We start from the raw sequence: 15963 nt of genomic DNA, 5'->3' as shown, positions 1-15963 counted from the left end.
TAAGCAGGCGACTTTCAGAGGGTGACAGGGTGAAAAATAACGAACTGAACGACCGGCGTTTACAGGCGACGCCGCGCGGTATCGGCGTCATGTGTAACTTCTATGCCGATAAAGCCGAAAACGCCACGGTGTGGGATGTAGAAGGTAACGAGTATATTGATTTTGCCGCCGGGATCGCCGTGCTGAATACCGGGCATCGCCATCCTAAAGTTATCGCCGCCATCGAAAAACAGCTTCATGCCTTTACCCATACCGCTTACCAGATCGTCCCCTATGAAGGTTATGTGGCGCTTGCCGAGCGCATCAACCAGCGCGTACCCATAGAGGGGCCAGCCAAAACCGCCTTCTTCTCAACCGGTGCAGAAGCGGTCGAAAACGCGGTGAAAATTGCCCGCGCGTACACCAGACGTCCCGGCCTTATCACCTTCGGCGGCGCGTTCCACGGCCGTACCTTTATGACCATGGCGCTGACCGGCAAAGTGGCGCCCTATAAGCTCGGCTTCGGCCCGTTCCCCGGCTCGGTGTACCACGCGCAATTCCCCAACAACCTGCACGGCGTCAGTACCGCCGAAGCGTTAAAAAGCCTGGAGCGCATCTTCAAAGCCGATATCGCGCCCGATCAGGTGGCGGCAATCATTATTGAACCGGTTCAGGGCGAGGGCGGGTTCAACGTCGCACCCGCTGATTTTATGCAGGCGCTGCGTGCCCTGTGCGATACCCACGGGATTTTACTGATTGCCGACGAAGTGCAAACCGGCTTCGCCCGTACCGGCAAGCTATTCTCCATGGAAAACCACTGCGTGAAGCCCGATCTGATCACCATGGCGAAAAGCCTGGCGGGCGGAATGCCGCTCTCTGCCGTCTCTGGCCGGGCAGAGGTGATGGACGCGCCCGCTCCGGGCGGACTGGGCGGCACCTACGCGGGTAACCCGCTGGCGATTGCGGCGGCCCATGCGGTGCTGGACGTGATTGACGAGGAAGATCTCTGCACGCGCGCGTCTCATCTCGGCCATCATCTTGTCGAGGTGCTGAATAAAGCGAAGGATGGCTGTCCCTGGATCGCCGATATCCGTGGGCAGGGCTCGATGGTGGCGGTGGAATTTACCGATCCGCAAACCGGACAGCCGTCGCCGGAATTTACCCGTCAGGTTCAGGAGCGCGCGTTGAACGAAGGGCTGCTGCTTTTGAGTTGCGGCGTCTACGGCAACGTTATCCGCTTCCTCTACCCGCTCACCATCCCCGAAGCGCAGTTCCGTAAAGCGCTGGATATTATTTCCGCCTCGCTGACACGATAAAGCCAAAAGCCCGGCTGAAATGACAGTCGGGCTTATCATATTTTCATTTCAAATTAGCTATTCCAAAATCATAAAAATGGGGTATGTTTTAGCAGAGTATGCTGAAAAAGCGCGAACAGCACGCCTATAATTGAAATAAAGCGCTACACAACAACATCACAACAATCGTTATAACCATAATAATGGGGAATCTCAGGATGAACATGAAGGGTAAAGCGTTACTGGCAGGATGTATCGCGTTGGCATTCAGCACTATGGCGCAGGCCGATATTAAAGTGGCCGTGGTGGGCGCGATGTCCGGTCCGGTAGCACAGTACGGCGACCAGGAATTTACGGGCGCGGAACAGGCGGTTGCAGACATTAATGCTAAGGGCGGCATCAAGGGCGAAAAGCTGCAAATCGTAAAATATGACGATGCCTGTGACCCGAAACAGGCGGTCGCGGTGGCGAACAAAGTGGTAAATGACGGGATCAAATACGTTATCGGTCACCTGTGCTCCTCTTCCACCCAGCCCGCGTCTGACATCTACGAAGACGAAGGCATTCTGATGATCACGCCGGCTGCGACGGCACCAGAGCTGACCGCGCGCGGCTATAAGCTGATCCTGCGTACCACCGGTCTGGACTCGGATCAGGGGCCAACCGCCGCGAAATACATTGTTGAAAAAGTGAAGCCGCAGCGCATCGCGATTGTTCATGACAAACAGCAGTACGGCGAAGGCCTGGCCCGTGCGGTGCAGGATAACCTGAAAAAAGCGAATGCCAACGTGGTGTTCTTTGACGGTATCACCGCCGGTGAGAAAGACTTCTCGACTCTGGTAGCGCGTCTGAAGAAAGAGAATATCGATTTCGTTTATTACGGCGGCTACCACCCGGAAATGGGGCAGATCCTGCGTCAGGCGCGTGCGGCGGGTCTGAAGACACAGTTCATGGGGCCAGAAGGCGTGGCGAACGTTTCCCTGTCTAACATCGCGGGTGAGTCTGCTGAAGGGCTGCTGGTGACCAAACCGAAAAACTACGACCAGGTGCCTGCGAACAAACCTGTTGTAGATGCCATCAAGGCGAAGAAACAGGATCCTAGCGGTGCGTTCGTCTGGACCACTTACGCAGCGTTGCAGTCTCTGCAAGCGGGCCTGAACCAGTCAGCCGATCCGGCGGAGATTGCCACCTGGCTGAAAGCGAATTCGGTGGAAACCGTGATGGGGCCGCTGTCCTGGGATGAGAAGGGCGACCTGAAGGGCTTCGAGTTCGGCGTGTTCGACTGGCATGCCAACGGCACGGCGACAGACGCCAAATAAAAGCAAAAAGGCAACGTAAGTTGCCTTTTTTAATGTTTTCTCCCTCTCCCCGTGGGAGAGGGCCGGGGTGAGGGCATCAGGCCGCAGAGCCCCGCTTTTGCCCGGTGGCGCTTCGCTTACCGGGCCTACAATCAGCCTGGGAAAATGCGGCAGATAATGAATGTAGGCCGGGTAAGGCGCAGCCGCCACCCGGCTTTCTTTTAGCGCTTCTCCCACCCGTTCGCCTGCGCCGTAAACCCTAACGCCTGCATAAACGCCGCCATTACGCCGCGATCCTCCACGCCCACGTCGGCCATCCACCAGGAGGTCACGCTCGGGTTTTCGCGGATCACCTCTTCAATCAAATACTGCCCGACCCCGCGACGACGGGTCACGTCGCGCACGCGCAGGGAGTCCAGCGCCCCTTCCGTGCCGCTCAGCGTTACGCGGACGGCGGCCAGCAGGCGCTCGTTAAAGCGCGCGGCATAGATGCGGTGGTTCTCATCGACGGCCAGCGATGAAGAAGAATATTCCGGCCAGATCTTGCCCAGGTCGATATGATCCTGGTCGCTAAAGGTCACCAGACGCACGATAGTCAGTTTCATTAGCTGCTTGTCCAAATCAAAAAGAGTACGGCCAGTGTACTCAATTTAATTGCTCAGGCACTTTCTCTTTTTCTTCCCATTTACCAGGTGATTAGTTTTTTGGCAACGCGATGGGCAGTTTGAAAACACATGGATCGAAAAATAAGCAGAATTTTAACCTGAAGGGTAGTGATTTATTCGGCGCTTTGTACCGTTATTTTATGCTGCAAACTGCGCTTTTATTTGTTTATCTCCGTCTGATTTCAGAATATTATCTTTGCTTAATCGCCTGAAAAATAGAGATATTAGTCTGGTTTTTGTTAAAAACCTGCGCTAAACCTTTAAAGGCACTGGTAAAAATAGCGTTGTTCATTAAAAGTACAGAATGCTTTTTAACCATAATAAAACAAAATATAAACATCACTTCACGAATGGGGATTCTGAGATGAAAAGGAACGCGAAGACGTTAATCGCGGGGATGGTCGCACTGTCGATCTCGCATGCCGCTATGGCAGACGACATTAAAGTTGCGGTAGTGGGTGCGATGTCCGGCCCCGTTGCCCAGTGGGGCGATATGGAGTTCAACGGCGCGCGTCAGGCCATCAAAGATATCAATGCTAAAGGCGGCATCAAAGGCGACAAGCTGGTGGGCGTGGAGTATGACGACGCCTGCGATCCAAAACAGGCCGTCGCGGTCGCCAACAAAATCGTTAACGACGGTATCCAGTACGTCATCGGGCACCTGTGTTCCTCCTCCACGCAGCCTGCGTCTGATATCTACGAAGACGAAGGCATCCTGATGATCACCCCGGGCGCCACCAACCCGGAACTGACCCAGCGGGGTTACCAGCACATTATGCGTACCGCCGGTCTGGACTCCTCGCAGGGGCCAACCGCCGCCAAATACATCCTCGAAACCGTTAAGCCACAGCGCATTGCCATCATTCATGACAAACAGCAGTACGGTGAAGGCCTGGCGCGCTCCGTACAGGACGGCCTGAAAAAAGGCGGGGCGAATATCGTCTTCTTCGACGGCATTACCGCCGGTGAGAAAGACTTCTCCGCGCTGATCGCCCGCCTGCAAAAAGAGAATATCGACTTCGTTTACTACGGCGGCTACTACCCGGAAATGGGGCAGATGTTGCGCCAGGCGCGCGCCACCGGTCTGAAAACCCAGTTTATGGGGCCAGAGGGCGTCGGTAATGCCTCCCTGTCCAACATCGCGGGCGATTCTGCCGAAGGCATGCTGGTGACGATGCCAAAACGCTATGACCAGGATCCGGCGAATAAAGCTATCGTGGATGCGCTCAAGGCACAGAAGAAAGATCCGAGTGGCCCATACGTCTGGATCACCTACGCGGCCGTGCAGTCGCTGGCCACGGCCATGGATCGCACCGGCAGCAAAGAGCCGCTGGATCTGGTGAAAGATTTAAAAGCACACGGGGCGAACACCGTGATTGGGCCGCTGAACTGGGATGAGAAAGGCGATCTGAAGGGATTTGAATTTGGTGTCTTTAAGTGGCACGCCGACGGTTCGTCCTCGGTCGCCAAATAATAATCCCACCGCCCGGTTTACCGGGCGGATATAAAAAGGTTTGCATATGTCCGAGCAGTTTCTCTACTTTTTGCAGCAGATGTTTAACGGCGTCACGCTGGGAAGCACCTACGCGCTGATCGCCATCGGCTACACGATGGTTTACGGCATTATCGGCATGATCAACTTCGCCCACGGCGAGGTGTACATGATCGGTAGCTACGTCTCCTTTATGATCATCGCCGCGTTGATGATGATGGGCATCGACAGCAGCTGGTTGCTGGTGGCCGCCGGGTTTGTCGGCGCGATTGTGATTGCCAGCGCCTACGGCTGGAGCATCGAACGGGTGGCCTACCGGCCGGTGCGCAGCTCCAAGCGCCTTATTGCGCTGATCTCCGCCATCGGTATGTCCATCTTCCTGCAAAACTACGTCAGCCTGACCGAAGGTTCACGCGACGTGGCGCTGCCAAGCCTGTTTAACGGCCAGTGGATTGTGGGGGCCAGCGAAAACTTCTCCGCCTCTGTCACCACCATGCAGCTGGTTATCTGGATTGTGACCTTCCTGGCGATGCTGGCCCTGACCGTTTTCATCCGCTACTCCCGCATGGGACGCGCCTGCCGCGCCTGCGCGGAAGACCTGAAGATGGCGAGCTTGCTCGGGATCAACACCGACCGCGTGATTGCCCTGACCTTCGTGATCGGTGCAGCGATGGCGGCGGTGGCGGGCGTGTTGCTCGGCCAGTTCTACGGCGTAATCAACCCGTACATCGGCTTTATGGCCGGGATGAAAGCCTTCACCGCCGCGGTACTGGGCGGTATCGGCAGCATTCCGGGCGCGATGATTGGCGGCCTGATTTTGGGCGTGGCCGAAGCGCTCTCCTCGGCGTACCTGAGCACCGAATATAAAGATGTGGTGTCGTTTGCCCTGCTGATTCTGGTTCTGCTGGTGATGCCTACCGGTATTCTGGGCCGTCCGGAGGTAGAGAAAGTATGAAACCGATGCATTTTGCGATGGCGCTGCTTTCTGCCGCCATGTTCTTCGTCCTGGCGGGCGTCTTTATGGGCGTCCAGTTAGGGCTGGACGGCACGAAGCTGGTGGTGGATACCGCCCCCGATATCCGCTGGCAGTGGGTGTTAATCGGTACTGGCGTGGTGTTCCTGTTCCAGCTGCTGCGTCCGCTGTTCCAGAAGACGCTGAAGAACGTCTCCGGGCCGAAATTCGTCCTGCCGGCGATCGACGGTACAACCGTGAAGCAGAAGCTGTTCCTTGTGGCGCTGCTGGTGGCTGCCGTGGCGTGGCCGTTTATGGTATCGCGCGGGACGGTGGATATTGCCACCCTGACCATGATCTACGTGATTCTGGGGCTAGGTCTGAACGTGGTGGTGGGGCTGTCTGGCCTGCTGGTGCTGGGCTACGGCGGGTTCTACGCCATCGGCGCGTACACCTTCGCGCTGCTGAACCATTATTACGGCCTCGGCTTCTGGACCTGTTTGCCGCTGGCGGGGCTGGTCTCTGCCGCCGCGGGCTTCCTGCTCGGCTTCCCGGTGCTGCGCCTGCGCGGTGACTACCTGGCGATTGTGACCTTAGGCTTCGGCGAAATCGTCCGTATCCTGCTGCTCAACAATACCGAAGTGACCGGCGGTCCGAACGGCATCAGCCAGATCCCGAAACCGACCTTCTTCGGCCTGGAGTTCAGCCGTACCGCCCGCGAAGGCGGCTGGGATACCTTCAGCAACTTCTTTGGCATCAAATACGACCCGTCCGACCGCGTGATCTGGCTCTACCTGGTGGCGCTGCTGCTGGTGGTGATTACCCTGTTTGTGATCAACCGTCTGCTGCGCATGCCGCTGGGCCGCGCATGGGAAGCGCTGCGTGAGGATGAGATCGCCTGCCGTTCCCTGGGCCTGAATCCGACCCGTATCAAGCTGACCGCGTTTACCATCAGCGCCGCGTTTGCCGGTTTCGCCGGAACGCTGTTTGCCGCGCGTCAGGGCTTCGTCAGCCCGGAATCGTTCACCTTTGCCGAATCGGCCTTCGTGCTGGCGATTGTGGTGCTCGGCGGGATGGGTTCCCAGTTCGCCGTGATCCTCGCGGCCATCCTGCTGGTGGTCTCGCGCGAGCTGATGCGCGACTTTAACGAATACAGCATGCTGATGCTGGGTGGCTTGATGGTGCTGATGATGATCTGGCGTCCGCAGGGCTTGCTGCCGATGACGCGTCCACAGCTGAAGCTTAAGAGCGCGGAAGCGAAAGGAGAGCAGGCATGAGTCAGCCATTATTATCCGTTAACGGTCTGATGATGCGTTTTGGTGGCCTGCTGGCGGTCAACAATGTGAATCTGGATCTGCACAAGAAAGAGATTGTCTCCCTGATTGGCCCGAACGGCGCAGGGAAAACCACAGTATTCAACTGCCTGACCGGTTTTTACAAGCCGACAGGTGGCACCATCATGCTGCGCGACCAGCACCTCGAAGGGCTACCGGGCCAGCAGATTGCCCGCATGGGCGTGGTGCGTACCTTCCAGCACGTGCGTCTGTTCCGTGAGATGACGGTGATTGAGAACCTGCTGGTGGCGCAACATCAGCAGCTCAAAACCGGCCTCTTTTCCGGCCTGCTGAAAACCCCGGCCTTCCGCCGCGCGCAGGAGGAGGCGCTCGATCGCGCCGCCACCTGGCTCGACCGTATCGGCCTGCTCCAGCACGCCAACCGTCAGGCGAGCAACCTCGCCTACGGTGACCAGCGTCGCCTTGAGATCGTGCGCTGCATGGTGACCCAGCCGGAGATCCTGATGCTCGACGAACCGGCGGCGGGCCTTAACCCGAAAGAGACCAAAGAGCTGGACGAGCTGATTGCCGAGCTTCGCGATCATCACGACACCACCATCCTGCTGATTGAGCACGACATGAAGCTGGTGATGGGCATTTCGGACCGTATCTACGTGGTAAACCAGGGCACGCCGCTGGCAAACGGCACGCCGGAAGAGATCCGCAGCAACCCGGACGTGATCCGCGCATACCTTGGTGAGGCATAAGATGGAAAAAGCGATGTTAACGTTCGACAAGGTCAATGCGCACTACGGTAAGATCCAGGCGCTGCACGACGTCAGCCTGCACATCAATCAGGGCGAGATCGTCACCCTGATTGGTGCCAACGGCGCGGGGAAAACCACGCTGCTCGGCACCCTGTGCGGCGATCCGCGCGCCACCAGCGGGCGGATTGTGTTTGACGGCAAAGATATTACCGACTGGCAGACGGCTAAAATTATGCGTGAAGCGGTAGCGATCGTCCCGGAAGGGCGTCGCGTGTTCTCGCGCATGACGGTCGAAGAGAACCTGGCGATGGGCGGTTTCTTCGCCCACCGGGATGAATACCAGACCCGCATCAAATGGGTATACGAACTCTTCCCGCGCCTGTGGGAGCGGCGAATTCAGCGCGCGGGCACCATGTCCGGCGGGGAGCAACAGATGCTGGCGATTGGCCGCGCGCTGATGAGCCAGCCGCGTCTGCTGCTGCTGGATGAACCGTCGCTCGGGCTGGCGCCTATCATCATTCAGCAGATTTTCGACACCATCGAGCAGCTGCGCAAAGAGGGGATGACCATCTTCCTCGTCGAGCAGAACGCCAACCAGGCGCTGAAGCTCGCTGACCGTGGCTACGTGCTGGAGAACGGCCGCGTGGTGCTCTCCGATACCGGCGATGCGCTACTGGCGAACGAAGCGGTGCGGAGCGCGTATTTGGGCGGCTAAGCCGTCTGTATCGCCCGGTGGCGCTGCGCTTACCGGGCCTACGGATACCATGTAGGCCGGGTAAGGCGAAGCCGCCACCCGGCTTTTTTTCATATTAACCCCTTCACACAACCATCATCCCTCTGACGCCTGGCTGTCACCTATCTGTAAACAAACAGTTATTTTTCTGTCATTCGAGCATGTCATGTTACCTCGCGAGCACAAAACGCGTGATATCGCGCATCCGGCATAATAAGAGAGATGACAATGACATCGTTACGACACACAGCTTTGGGTCTGGCAATCGGTCTGGCTTTTGCGACGAACGCAATGGCTGTGACCACCATTCCGTTCTGGCATTCTATGGAAGGGGAGTTGGGTAAAGAGGTTGACTCCCTGGCGCAACGTTTCAACGACACCCACCCGGATTACAAAATTGTGCCGGTGTACAAAGGCAACTACGAGCAGAGCCTGAGCGCGGGCATCGCCGCCTTCCGTACCGGCAATGCGCCAGCCCTGTTACAGGTTTATGAAGTCGGCACCGCGACCATGATGGCCTCCAAAGCCATCAAGCCGGTCTATGAAGTGTTCAAAGACGCGGGCATCAACTTTGACGAATCCCAGTTCGTGCCGACCGTTTCTGGTTATTACACCGATTCTAAAACCGGCCACCTGCTGTCTCAGCCGTTTAACAGCTCCACGCCGGTGCTGTACTACAACAAAGATGCCTTCAAAAAAGCCGGTTTAGATCCGGAACAGCCGCCAAAAACCTGGCAGGATCTGGCGGAGTACACCGCGAAGCTGAAAGCGGCGGGGATGAAGTGCGGCTACGCCAGCGGCTGGCAGGGCTGGATCCAGATTGAAAACTTCAGCGCCTGGCACGGCCTGCCGGTTGCCACCAAAAACAACGGCTTCGATGGCACCGACGCGGTTCTGGAATTTAACAAGCCGGAGCAGGTGAAGCACATCGCGCTGCTGGCCGATCTGAACAAGAAGGGCGACTTCAGCTATTTCGGGCGCAAAGACGAATCCACCGAGAAGTTCTACAACGGTGACTGCGCCATTACTACCGCGTCTTCCGGTTCGCTGGCGGACATCCGTCACTACGCCAAATTCAACTACGGCGTGGGCATGATGCCGTACGACGCTGATGTAAAAGGCGCGCCGCAGAACGCCATCATCGGCGGGGCGAGCCTGTGGGTGATGCAGGGTAAAGACAACGGCACCTACAAAGGCGTGGCCGAGTTCCTCGACTTCCTGGCGAAGCCGGAAAACGCCGCCGAGTGGCACCAGAAGACCGGCTACCTGCCGATCACCAAAGCCGCGTACGACCTGACCCGGGAGCAGGGCTTCTACAGCAAGAACCCAGGCGCGGACATCGCGACGCGTCAGATGCTGAACAAGCCGCCGTTGCCGTTCACCAAAGGCCTGCGTCTGGGCAACATGCCGCAGATCCGCACCATCGTTGATGAAGAGCTGGAAAGCGTCTGGACCGGGAAGAAAACGCCTCAGCAGGCGCTTGACGCTGCGGTAGAGCGCGGGAATCAGCTGCTGCGCCGTTTTGAGCAGTCGACCAAATCGTAAAAAAATGCCCGGTGGCGCTGCGCTTACCGGGCCTACGACGTACCACATGTAGGCCGGGTAAGGCGTAGCCGCCACCCGGCATTGTTCAGGAACCTAATCTCAATGTCATCATCCCGTCCGGTGTTCCGTTCCCGCTGGCTGCCGTACCTGCTGGTCGCGCCGCAGCTGGTCATCACCGTTATCTTCTTTATCTGGCCTGCGGGCGAAGCGCTGTGGTACTCGGTACAAAGCGTCGATCCGTTCGGGCTTTCCAGCCAGTTTGTCGGGCTGGACAACTTTACCGCGCTGTTCCATGACAGCTACTACCTGGACTCCTTCTGGACGACGATCAAATTCAGCGCGCTGGTCACCGTCAGCGGTCTTGTCGCGTCGCTGTTCTTCGCCGCGCTGGTGGATTACGTAGTGCGCGGCAGCCGTCTGTATCAGACCCTGATGCTGCTGCCTTACGCTGTGGCTCCCGCCGTGGCCGCCGTGCTGTGGATCTTCCTGTTTAACCCGGGGCGCGGGCTGATTACCCACTTCCTGGGCGAGTTTGGCTACGACTGGAACCACGCCCAGAACAGCGGTCAGGCGATGTTCCTGGTGGTGTTCGCCTCGGTGTGGAAGCAGATCAGCTATAACTTCCTGTTTTTCTTCGCCGCGCTACAGTCTATCCCGCGTTCGCTGGTGGAGGCCGCCGCGATTGACGGCGCAGGGCCCGTTCGTCGCTTCTTCAAACTGTCGCTGCCGCTGATCGCCCCGGTGAGTTTCTTCCTGCTGGTGGTCAACCTGGTGTACGCCTTCTTCGACACCTTCCCGGTGATCGACGCCGCCACTGCGGGCGGTCCGGTACAGGCGACGACCACGCTGATTTATAAAATTTACCGCGAAGGCTTTGCCGGGCTTGATCTCTCTGCCTCTGCCGCCCAGTCCGTGGTGCTGATGTTCCTCGTCATCATCCTCACGGTGGTGCAGTTCCGCTATGTCGAAAGTAAGGTGCGCTACCAATGATTGAGAACCGTCGCGGGCTGACGATTTTCAGCCATACCCTGCTGATCCTGGGCATCCTCGTCATCCTGTTCCCACTGTACGTGGCCTTCGTCGCCGCCACGCTGGACACCAAAGCGGTGTTCGACACGCCGATGACGCTCGTCCCCGGCGGGCATCTTTTCGAGAACATGAAAACTATCTGGACCCAGGGCGTGGGGGCCAACAGCGCGCCGTTCTGGCTGATGATGCTCAACAGTTTCATCATGGCGTTCGGCATCACCGTCGGCAAAATCACGGTGTCGATGCTCTCGGCGTTTGCCATCGTCTGGTTCCGCTTTCCGCTGCGTAACCTGTTTTTCTGGATGATTTTCATCACCCTGATGCTGCCGGTGGAGGTGCGTATCTTCCCGACGGTGGAGGTGATCGCCAATCTGAAGATGCTCGACAGCTACGCGGGCTTAACCCTGCCGCTGATGGCTTCGGCGACCGCCACCTTCCTGTTCCGCCAGTTCTTTATGACCCTGCCGGATGAGCTGATTGAAGCCGCGCGTATTGACGGCGCCTCGCCGATGCGCTTCTTCCGCGACATCGTGCTGCCGCTGTCGAAAACCAACCTTGCGGCGCTGTTTGTGATCACCTTTATCTACGGCTGGAACCAGTACCTGTGGCCGCTGCTGATCGTTCAGGACGTCAACCTCGGCACCGCCGTGGCAGGCATCAAAGGCATGATCGCCACCGGCGAAGGCACCACCCTCTGGAACCAGGTAATGGCGGCGATGCTGCTCACCCTTATCCCCCCGGTCGTTATCGTTTTAGCCATGCAGCGTGCGTTTGTGCGTGGTTTAGTGGACAGTGAGAAATAAGATGGCAGGTTTAAAATTACAGGCAGTTACCAAAAGCTGGGACGGTAAAACCCAGGTCATTCAGCCGCTGACGCTCGACGTGGCGGACGGGGAATTTATCGTCATGGTCGGTCCGTCCGGCTGTGGGAAATCCACGCTGCTGCGCATGGTGGCGGGGCTGGAACGCGTGACGTCCGGGGATATCTGGATTGACCGCCAGCGCGTTACCGAGATGGAACCCAAAGATCGCGGCATCGCGATGGTGTTCCAGAACTACGCCCTCTATCCGCACATGAGCGTGGAAGAGAACATGGCCTGGGGGCTGAAAATTCGCGGCATGGGCAAAGGCCATATCGAGGAGCGCGTGAAAGAAGCCGCGCGCATTCTGGAGCTTGACGGCCTGCTCAAGCGCCGCCCGCGCGAGCTTTCCGGCGGCCAGCGTCAGCGCGTGGCGATGGGGCGCGCCATCGTGCGCGATCCGGCGGTCTTTCTGTTCGACGAACCGCTGTCAAACCTCGACGCCAAGCTGCGCGTGCAGATGCGCCTTGAGCTACAGCAGCTGCATCGCCGCCTGAAAACCACGTCCCTCTACGTGACCCACGATCAGGTAGAGGCCATGACTCTCGCCCAGCGCGTGATGGTGATGAACAAAGGCATCGCCGAGCAGATTGGCACCCCGGTGGAAGTCTACGAAAAACCGGCCAGCCGTTTTGTGGCGAGCTTTATCGGCAGCCCGGCGATGAACCTGCTGGACGGGCGGATCAATGCTGCAGGAACCCATTTTGAGCTGGAAAGCGGGATGGCGTTGCCGATCAACTGGTACTATCGTGGCTACGCCGGGCGTAAGATGACGCTCGGTATCCGCCCGGAGCATATTGGTTTGACGTCTCAGGCGGACGGCGGCGTGCCGCTGGTGATGGACACGCTGGAGATGCTGGGCGCAGACAACCTGGCGCACGGACGCTGGGGCGAACAAAAGCTGGTGGTGCGCCTGCCGCATCAGGAGCGCCCGAAGGCAGGCAGCACGCTGTGGCTGCATATGCCGGAAAATCACCTGCACTTATTTGACGGTGAAACAGGACTACGAGTATGAGCAACTGGCCTTACCCCCACATTGTCGCCCACCGTGGCGGCGGTAAACTGGCGCCGGAAAACACCCTGGCGGCAATTGACGCTGGCGCGCGCTACGGCCACACGATGATCGAGTTCGACGCCAAGCTGTCGAAGGACGGCGAAATTTTCCTGCTGCATGACGACAACCTCGAACGCACCAGCAACGGCTGGGGCGTGGCGGGCGAACTGCCGTGGCGCGATCTGCTGAAGGTGGACGCCGGAAGCTGGTTCAGCGGGGAATTCAAAGGCGAGCCATTGCCGCTGCTGGCGGAAGTGGCGGACCGCTGCCGACAGCACGGCATGATGGCTAACATCGAAATCAAACCGACCACCGGCACCGGGCCGCTGACGGGCAAAGTCATCGCGCTGGCCGCGCGTGAGCTGTGGGAAGGGATGACGGTACCGCTGCTGTCGTCGTTTGACATCGACGCGCTGGAAGCGGCACAGGCGGCCGTACCAGAGCTGCCGCGCGGACTGCTGCTGGATGAGTGGCGAGAAGACTGGCGCGCGCTGACTGCCCGCTTAGGTTGCGTGTCGATCCACCTCAACCATAAGCTGCTGGATGAAGCGCGCGTGATGCTGTTAAAAGAGGCCGGTCTGCATATACTGGTCTACACCGTCAACAAACCCCAGCGTGCGGCCGAGCTGCTGCGCTGGGGCGTGGACAGCATCTGTACCGATGCGATTGACCAGATCGGGCCGAACTTTATTTATTAAGCATACTGCCGTTCTGCTGGGTCGGCAGCATATGCTGCTGACCGCTGCTTTGCGACACCCCGCCCCCTAACATCCCACCGTTTGAGTTTGACAGCGGCTGCTCGCGCATCTGGCCCTGCTGCACGCGCTGGGTATTAGCGTTCATCTGGTTTTGCAGGTGCTGCTGCTGCACCTGGGTCTGCGTCTTTAACTGCTGATTAAGCATCCCTTTCTGCTGCTGTTGCTGGCTCATCATCTCCGTCTGCATACGCTGCTGGCTCGGAATGACATAGCCCTGCTGGTTTGGGTTGTTCAGCGTGTTTATCGGCTGTGCGAGCGCGGCGAACGGAAGCAGCGCGATCAGGATCGGTAATCGTTTCATGGTTATCTCCTCCTTTGAGGCTTCTCTTAAGTTTATCCTGATTCCGGCATAACGATGATTTTTTAAGAGTTGTGAACCAGGCTTAAGCGGGGAATATAGGCCCCTTCACCTGGAGAACAATAATGATGAAACCAACCTTTTTGCGCTGGGTCGCCATCGCTGCGCTGATGGCAGGCGGTACATTTACCGTGGCGGCCAACCCGCCCGCCGCTCCTCCGGTCTCTTACGGCGTGGAGGAGGATGTTTTTCATCCCGTGCGGGCGACGCATGGCATGGTGGCCTCGGTTGACGCGCTGGCAACTCAGGTGGGCGTCGATATTCTTAAACAGGGCGGTAACGCGGTGGATGCGGCGGTCGCGGTCGGGTACGCGCTGGCGGTGACGCATCCACAGGCGGGGAACCTGGGCGGCGGCGGGTTTATGATGCTGCGCACGAAAGACGGTAAAACTACGGCCATCGACTTTCGTGAGATGGCACCGAATCAGGCCTCCCGCGATATGTTCCTCGACGATCAGGGCAATCCGGACAGTAAAAAATCCCTGACCTCGCACCTTGCCTCCGGCACGCCGGGCACCGTTGCGGGGTTCTCGCTGGCGCTGGAAAAATACGGCACGCTGCCGCTGAATAAAGTGGTACAGCCTGCCATCAGGCTGGCGCGCGACGGCTTCGTCGTCAACGACGCGCTGGCGGACGACCTCAAAACCTACGGCAGCGAAGTTATTCCCAATCATGAAAACAGCAAGGCTATCTTCTGGAAAGACGGCGAGCCGCTGAAAAAGGGCGATAAGCTGGTGCAGAAGAACCTCGCAAAAAGTCTCGAACTGATTGCCGAAAACGGTCCGGACGCCTTCTATAAGGGGCCGATTGCCGATCAGATTGCCGATGAGATGCAGAAGAACGGCGGGCTGATCACCAAAGCGGATCTGGCGGAATATAAGGCGGTGGAGCGCGAGCCGATCAGCGGCACCTATCGCGGCTACGAGGTCTTCTCCATGCCGCCGCCGTCCTCCGGGGGCATTCACATTGTGCAGATCCTCAATATTCTGGAAAACTTCGATATGCACAAGTTCGGCTTCGGTAGTGCCGATGCCATGCAGGTGATGGCGGAGGCGGAAAAGCGCGCCTACGCGGACCGCTCGGAATATCTTGGCGATCCGGATTTCGTGAAGGTGCCGTGGCAGGCGCTGACTAACAAAGCCTATGCCAAATCGATTGCCGATGAGATCGACATCAACAAGGCTAAACCGTCCAGCGAGATCCGCCCGGGCAAGCTGGCGCCGTATGAAAGTAACCAGACCACCCACTTCTCGGTCGTGGACAAAGACGGAAACGCGGTGGCGGTGACATACACGCTCAACACCACCTTCGGCACCGGGATTGTGGCGGGCAACAGCGGTATTTTGCTGAACAACGAGATGGATGACTTCTCGGCCAAGCCGGGCGTGCCGAACGTCTACGGGCTGGTCGGCGGCGATGCAAATGCGGTCGGGCCGAAGAAGCGCCCGCTGTCGTCCATGTCGCCCACCATCGTGGTGAAAGACGGCAAAACCTGGCTGGTGACCGGCAGCCCGGGCGGGAGCCGGATTATCACCACCGTGCTGCAAATGGTAGTGAACAGCATCGACTTTGGGATGAACGTCGCCGAAGCGACCAATGCGCCGCGTTTCCATCACCAGTGGCTGCCGGACGAGTTGCGCGTGGAGAAGGGCTTTAGCCCGGATACCCTCAAGCTGCTTGAGCAGCGCGGGCAGAAGGTGGCGGTGAAGGAGGCGATGGGCAGCACCCAGAGCATTATGGTCGGGCCGGACGGGGCACTGTTTGGCGCGTCGGACCCACGATCGGTGGATGATTTAACGGCGGGGTATTGAGGGCTCCCCTCACCCTAACCCTCTCCCCATAGGGGAGAGGGGATTGCACGGTGCGGTCTTTTCTCCCTCGCCCCTTCGGGGAGAGGGTCGGGG

The 15963-nt window shown here is 58.4% G+C and carries 15 protein-coding genes; 13 read left to right on the top strand and 2 right to left on the bottom strand.

Annotated elements, in window-relative coordinates:
• The first annotated feature begins 29 nt into the window (after positions 1 to 29).
• The gene (locus INF86_RS00480) at positions 30 to 1295 is read left to right on the top strand and encodes a 4-aminobutyrate--2-oxoglutarate transaminase (protein ID WP_032626831.1); all 1266 of its coding nucleotides are present in this window, start codon (positions 30 to 32) and stop codon (positions 1293 to 1295) included.
• Positions 1296 to 1492: 197 nt separating this feature from the next.
• Entirely contained in the window at positions 1493 to 2593 is a 1101-nt protein-coding gene (livJ, locus tag INF86_RS00475) for a branched chain amino acid ABC transporter substrate-binding protein LivJ (protein ID WP_015571474.1), read from the top strand.
• A gap of 200 nt (positions 2594 to 2793) precedes the next feature.
• Here livJ and panM read toward each other — a convergent pair whose 3' ends face one another.
• Positions 2794 to 3177 (bottom strand): aspartate 1-decarboxylase autocleavage activator PanM, encoded by a 384-nt coding sequence (gene panM, locus INF86_RS00470; protein ID WP_022649664.1) that lies wholly within the window; start codon positions 3175 to 3177, stop codon positions 2794 to 2796.
• A 424-nt stretch (positions 3178 to 3601) separates the two neighbouring features.
• Here panM and livK point away from each other — a divergent pair, with 424 nt between their 5' ends.
• The 10 genes from livK (at position 3602) to ugpQ (ending at position 13641) form a co-directional block, all read left to right on the top strand.
• A complete protein-coding gene (gene livK / locus INF86_RS00465) occupies positions 3602 to 4711 on the top strand; it encodes a high-affinity branched-chain amino acid ABC transporter substrate-binding protein LivK (RefSeq protein ID WP_022649663.1) in 1110 nt (369 codons plus the stop codon).
• A gap of 46 nt (positions 4712 to 4757) precedes the next feature.
• Positions 4758 to 5684: a high-affinity branched-chain amino acid ABC transporter permease LivH gene (gene livH / locus INF86_RS00460; RefSeq protein WP_022649662.1), complete on the top strand. Its 927-nt coding sequence runs from the start codon at positions 4758 to 4760 to the stop codon at positions 5682 to 5684.
• The gene (locus INF86_RS00455; RefSeq protein WP_063149280.1) at positions 5681 to 6958 is read left to right on the top strand and encodes a high-affinity branched-chain amino acid ABC transporter permease LivM; all 1278 of its coding nucleotides are present in this window, start codon (positions 5681 to 5683) and stop codon (positions 6956 to 6958) included. Before livH ends, INF86_RS00455 begins: the two co-directional genes overlap by 4 nt.
• The gene (livG, locus tag INF86_RS00450; protein ID WP_022649661.1) at positions 6955 to 7722 is read left to right on the top strand and encodes a high-affinity branched-chain amino acid ABC transporter ATP-binding protein LivG; all 768 of its coding nucleotides are present in this window, start codon (positions 6955 to 6957) and stop codon (positions 7720 to 7722) included. Before INF86_RS00455 ends, livG begins: the two co-directional genes overlap by 4 nt.
• Before the next feature lies 1 nt (position 7723).
• A complete protein-coding gene (gene livF, locus INF86_RS00445; protein WP_023298801.1) occupies positions 7724 to 8437 on the top strand; it encodes a high-affinity branched-chain amino acid ABC transporter ATP-binding protein LivF in 714 nt (237 codons plus the stop codon).
• Positions 8438 to 8683: 246 nt separating this feature from the next.
• Positions 8684 to 10000 carry a sn-glycerol-3-phosphate ABC transporter substrate-binding protein UgpB gene (gene ugpB, locus INF86_RS00440; protein ID WP_045622185.1) on the top strand — a complete coding sequence of 439 codons (1317 nt, stop codon included), beginning with the start codon at positions 8684 to 8686 and terminating at the stop codon, positions 9998 to 10000.
• Between the two features lie 102 nt (positions 10001 to 10102).
• Positions 10103 to 10990 (top strand): sn-glycerol-3-phosphate ABC transporter permease UgpA, encoded by an 888-nt coding sequence (ugpA, locus tag INF86_RS00435; protein ID WP_022649658.1) that lies wholly within the window; start codon positions 10103 to 10105, stop codon positions 10988 to 10990.
• Positions 10987 to 11832 carry a sn-glycerol-3-phosphate ABC transporter permease UgpE gene (ugpE, locus tag INF86_RS00430; RefSeq protein ID WP_023298800.1) on the top strand — a complete coding sequence of 282 codons (846 nt, stop codon included), beginning with the start codon at positions 10987 to 10989 and terminating at the stop codon, positions 11830 to 11832. The genes ugpA and ugpE overlap by 4 nt, the downstream gene beginning before the upstream one ends.
• A 1-nt stretch (position 11833) precedes the next feature.
• Positions 11834 to 12904, top strand: a complete 1071-nt coding sequence (locus tag INF86_RS00425; RefSeq protein ID WP_193543127.1) for a sn-glycerol-3-phosphate import ATP-binding protein UgpC — start codon at positions 11834 to 11836, stop codon at positions 12902 to 12904.
• Complete coding sequence (gene ugpQ / locus INF86_RS00420) at positions 12901 to 13641, top strand: glycerophosphodiester phosphodiesterase (RefSeq protein ID WP_022649655.1); 741 nt, start codon at positions 12901 to 12903, stop codon at positions 13639 to 13641. Before INF86_RS00425 ends, ugpQ begins: the two co-directional genes overlap by 4 nt.
• Here the strand turns inward: ugpQ and INF86_RS00415 are convergent.
• A complete protein-coding gene (locus INF86_RS00415) occupies positions 13631 to 14002 on the bottom strand; it encodes a DUF2756 family protein (RefSeq protein ID WP_023298798.1) in 372 nt (123 codons plus the stop codon). The genes ugpQ and INF86_RS00415 overlap by 11 nt on opposite strands.
• Positions 14003 to 14124: 122 nt before the next feature.
• Here INF86_RS00415 and ggt point away from each other — a divergent pair, with 122 nt between their 5' ends.
• The gene (gene ggt, locus INF86_RS00410; protein ID WP_072201895.1) at positions 14125 to 15870 is read left to right on the top strand and encodes a gamma-glutamyltransferase; all 1746 of its coding nucleotides are present in this window, start codon (positions 14125 to 14127) and stop codon (positions 15868 to 15870) included.
• Positions 15871 to 15963 lie beyond the last annotated feature (93 nt).

Source organism: Enterobacter cloacae complex sp. I1M (assembly GCF_014982425.1).
Taxonomy (GTDB): domain Bacteria; phylum Pseudomonadota; class Gammaproteobacteria; order Enterobacterales; family Enterobacteriaceae; genus Enterobacter; species Enterobacter intestinihominis.
Note: the sequence above shows the minus strand (reverse complement) of the source record. Positions and strands in the feature narration are given on the sequence as shown.

Bases quoted from the DNA above. Each gene is read 5' to 3' on its own strand.
- livJ (WP_015571474.1), top strand. From the start codon at position 1,493: ATGAACATGAAGGGTAAAGCGTTACTGGCAGGATGTATCGCGTTGGCA.
- ugpQ (WP_022649655.1), top strand. From the start codon at position 12,901: ATGAGCAACTGGCCTTACCCCCACATTGTCGCCCACCGTGGCGGCGGT.
- ugpE (WP_023298800.1), top strand. From the start codon at position 10,987: ATGATTGAGAACCGTCGCGGGCTGACGATTTTCAGCCATACCCTGCTG.
- INF86_RS00415 (WP_023298798.1), bottom strand. From the start codon at position 14,002: ATGAAACGATTACCGATCCTGATCGCGCTGCTTCCGTTCGCCGCGCTC.
- INF86_RS00455 (WP_063149280.1), top strand. From the start codon at position 5,681: ATGAAACCGATGCATTTTGCGATGGCGCTGCTTTCTGCCGCCATGTTC.
- livF (WP_023298801.1), top strand. From the start codon at position 7,724: ATGGAAAAAGCGATGTTAACGTTCGACAAGGTCAATGCGCACTACGGT.
- ugpB (WP_045622185.1), top strand. From the start codon at position 8,684: ATGACATCGTTACGACACACAGCTTTGGGTCTGGCAATCGGTCTGGCT.
- livH (WP_022649662.1), top strand. From the start codon at position 4,758: ATGTCCGAGCAGTTTCTCTACTTTTTGCAGCAGATGTTTAACGGCGTC.
- livG (WP_022649661.1), top strand. From the start codon at position 6,955: ATGAGTCAGCCATTATTATCCGTTAACGGTCTGATGATGCGTTTTGGT.
- ugpA (WP_022649658.1), top strand. From the start codon at position 10,103: ATGTCATCATCCCGTCCGGTGTTCCGTTCCCGCTGGCTGCCGTACCTG.
- panM (WP_022649664.1), bottom strand. From the start codon at position 3,177: ATGAAACTGACTATCGTGCGTCTGGTGACCTTTAGCGACCAGGATCAT.
- INF86_RS00425 (WP_193543127.1), top strand. From the start codon at position 11,834: ATGGCAGGTTTAAAATTACAGGCAGTTACCAAAAGCTGGGACGGTAAA.
- ggt (WP_072201895.1), top strand. From the start codon at position 14,125: ATGATGAAACCAACCTTTTTGCGCTGGGTCGCCATCGCTGCGCTGATG.
- livK (WP_022649663.1), top strand. From the start codon at position 3,602: ATGAAAAGGAACGCGAAGACGTTAATCGCGGGGATGGTCGCACTGTCG.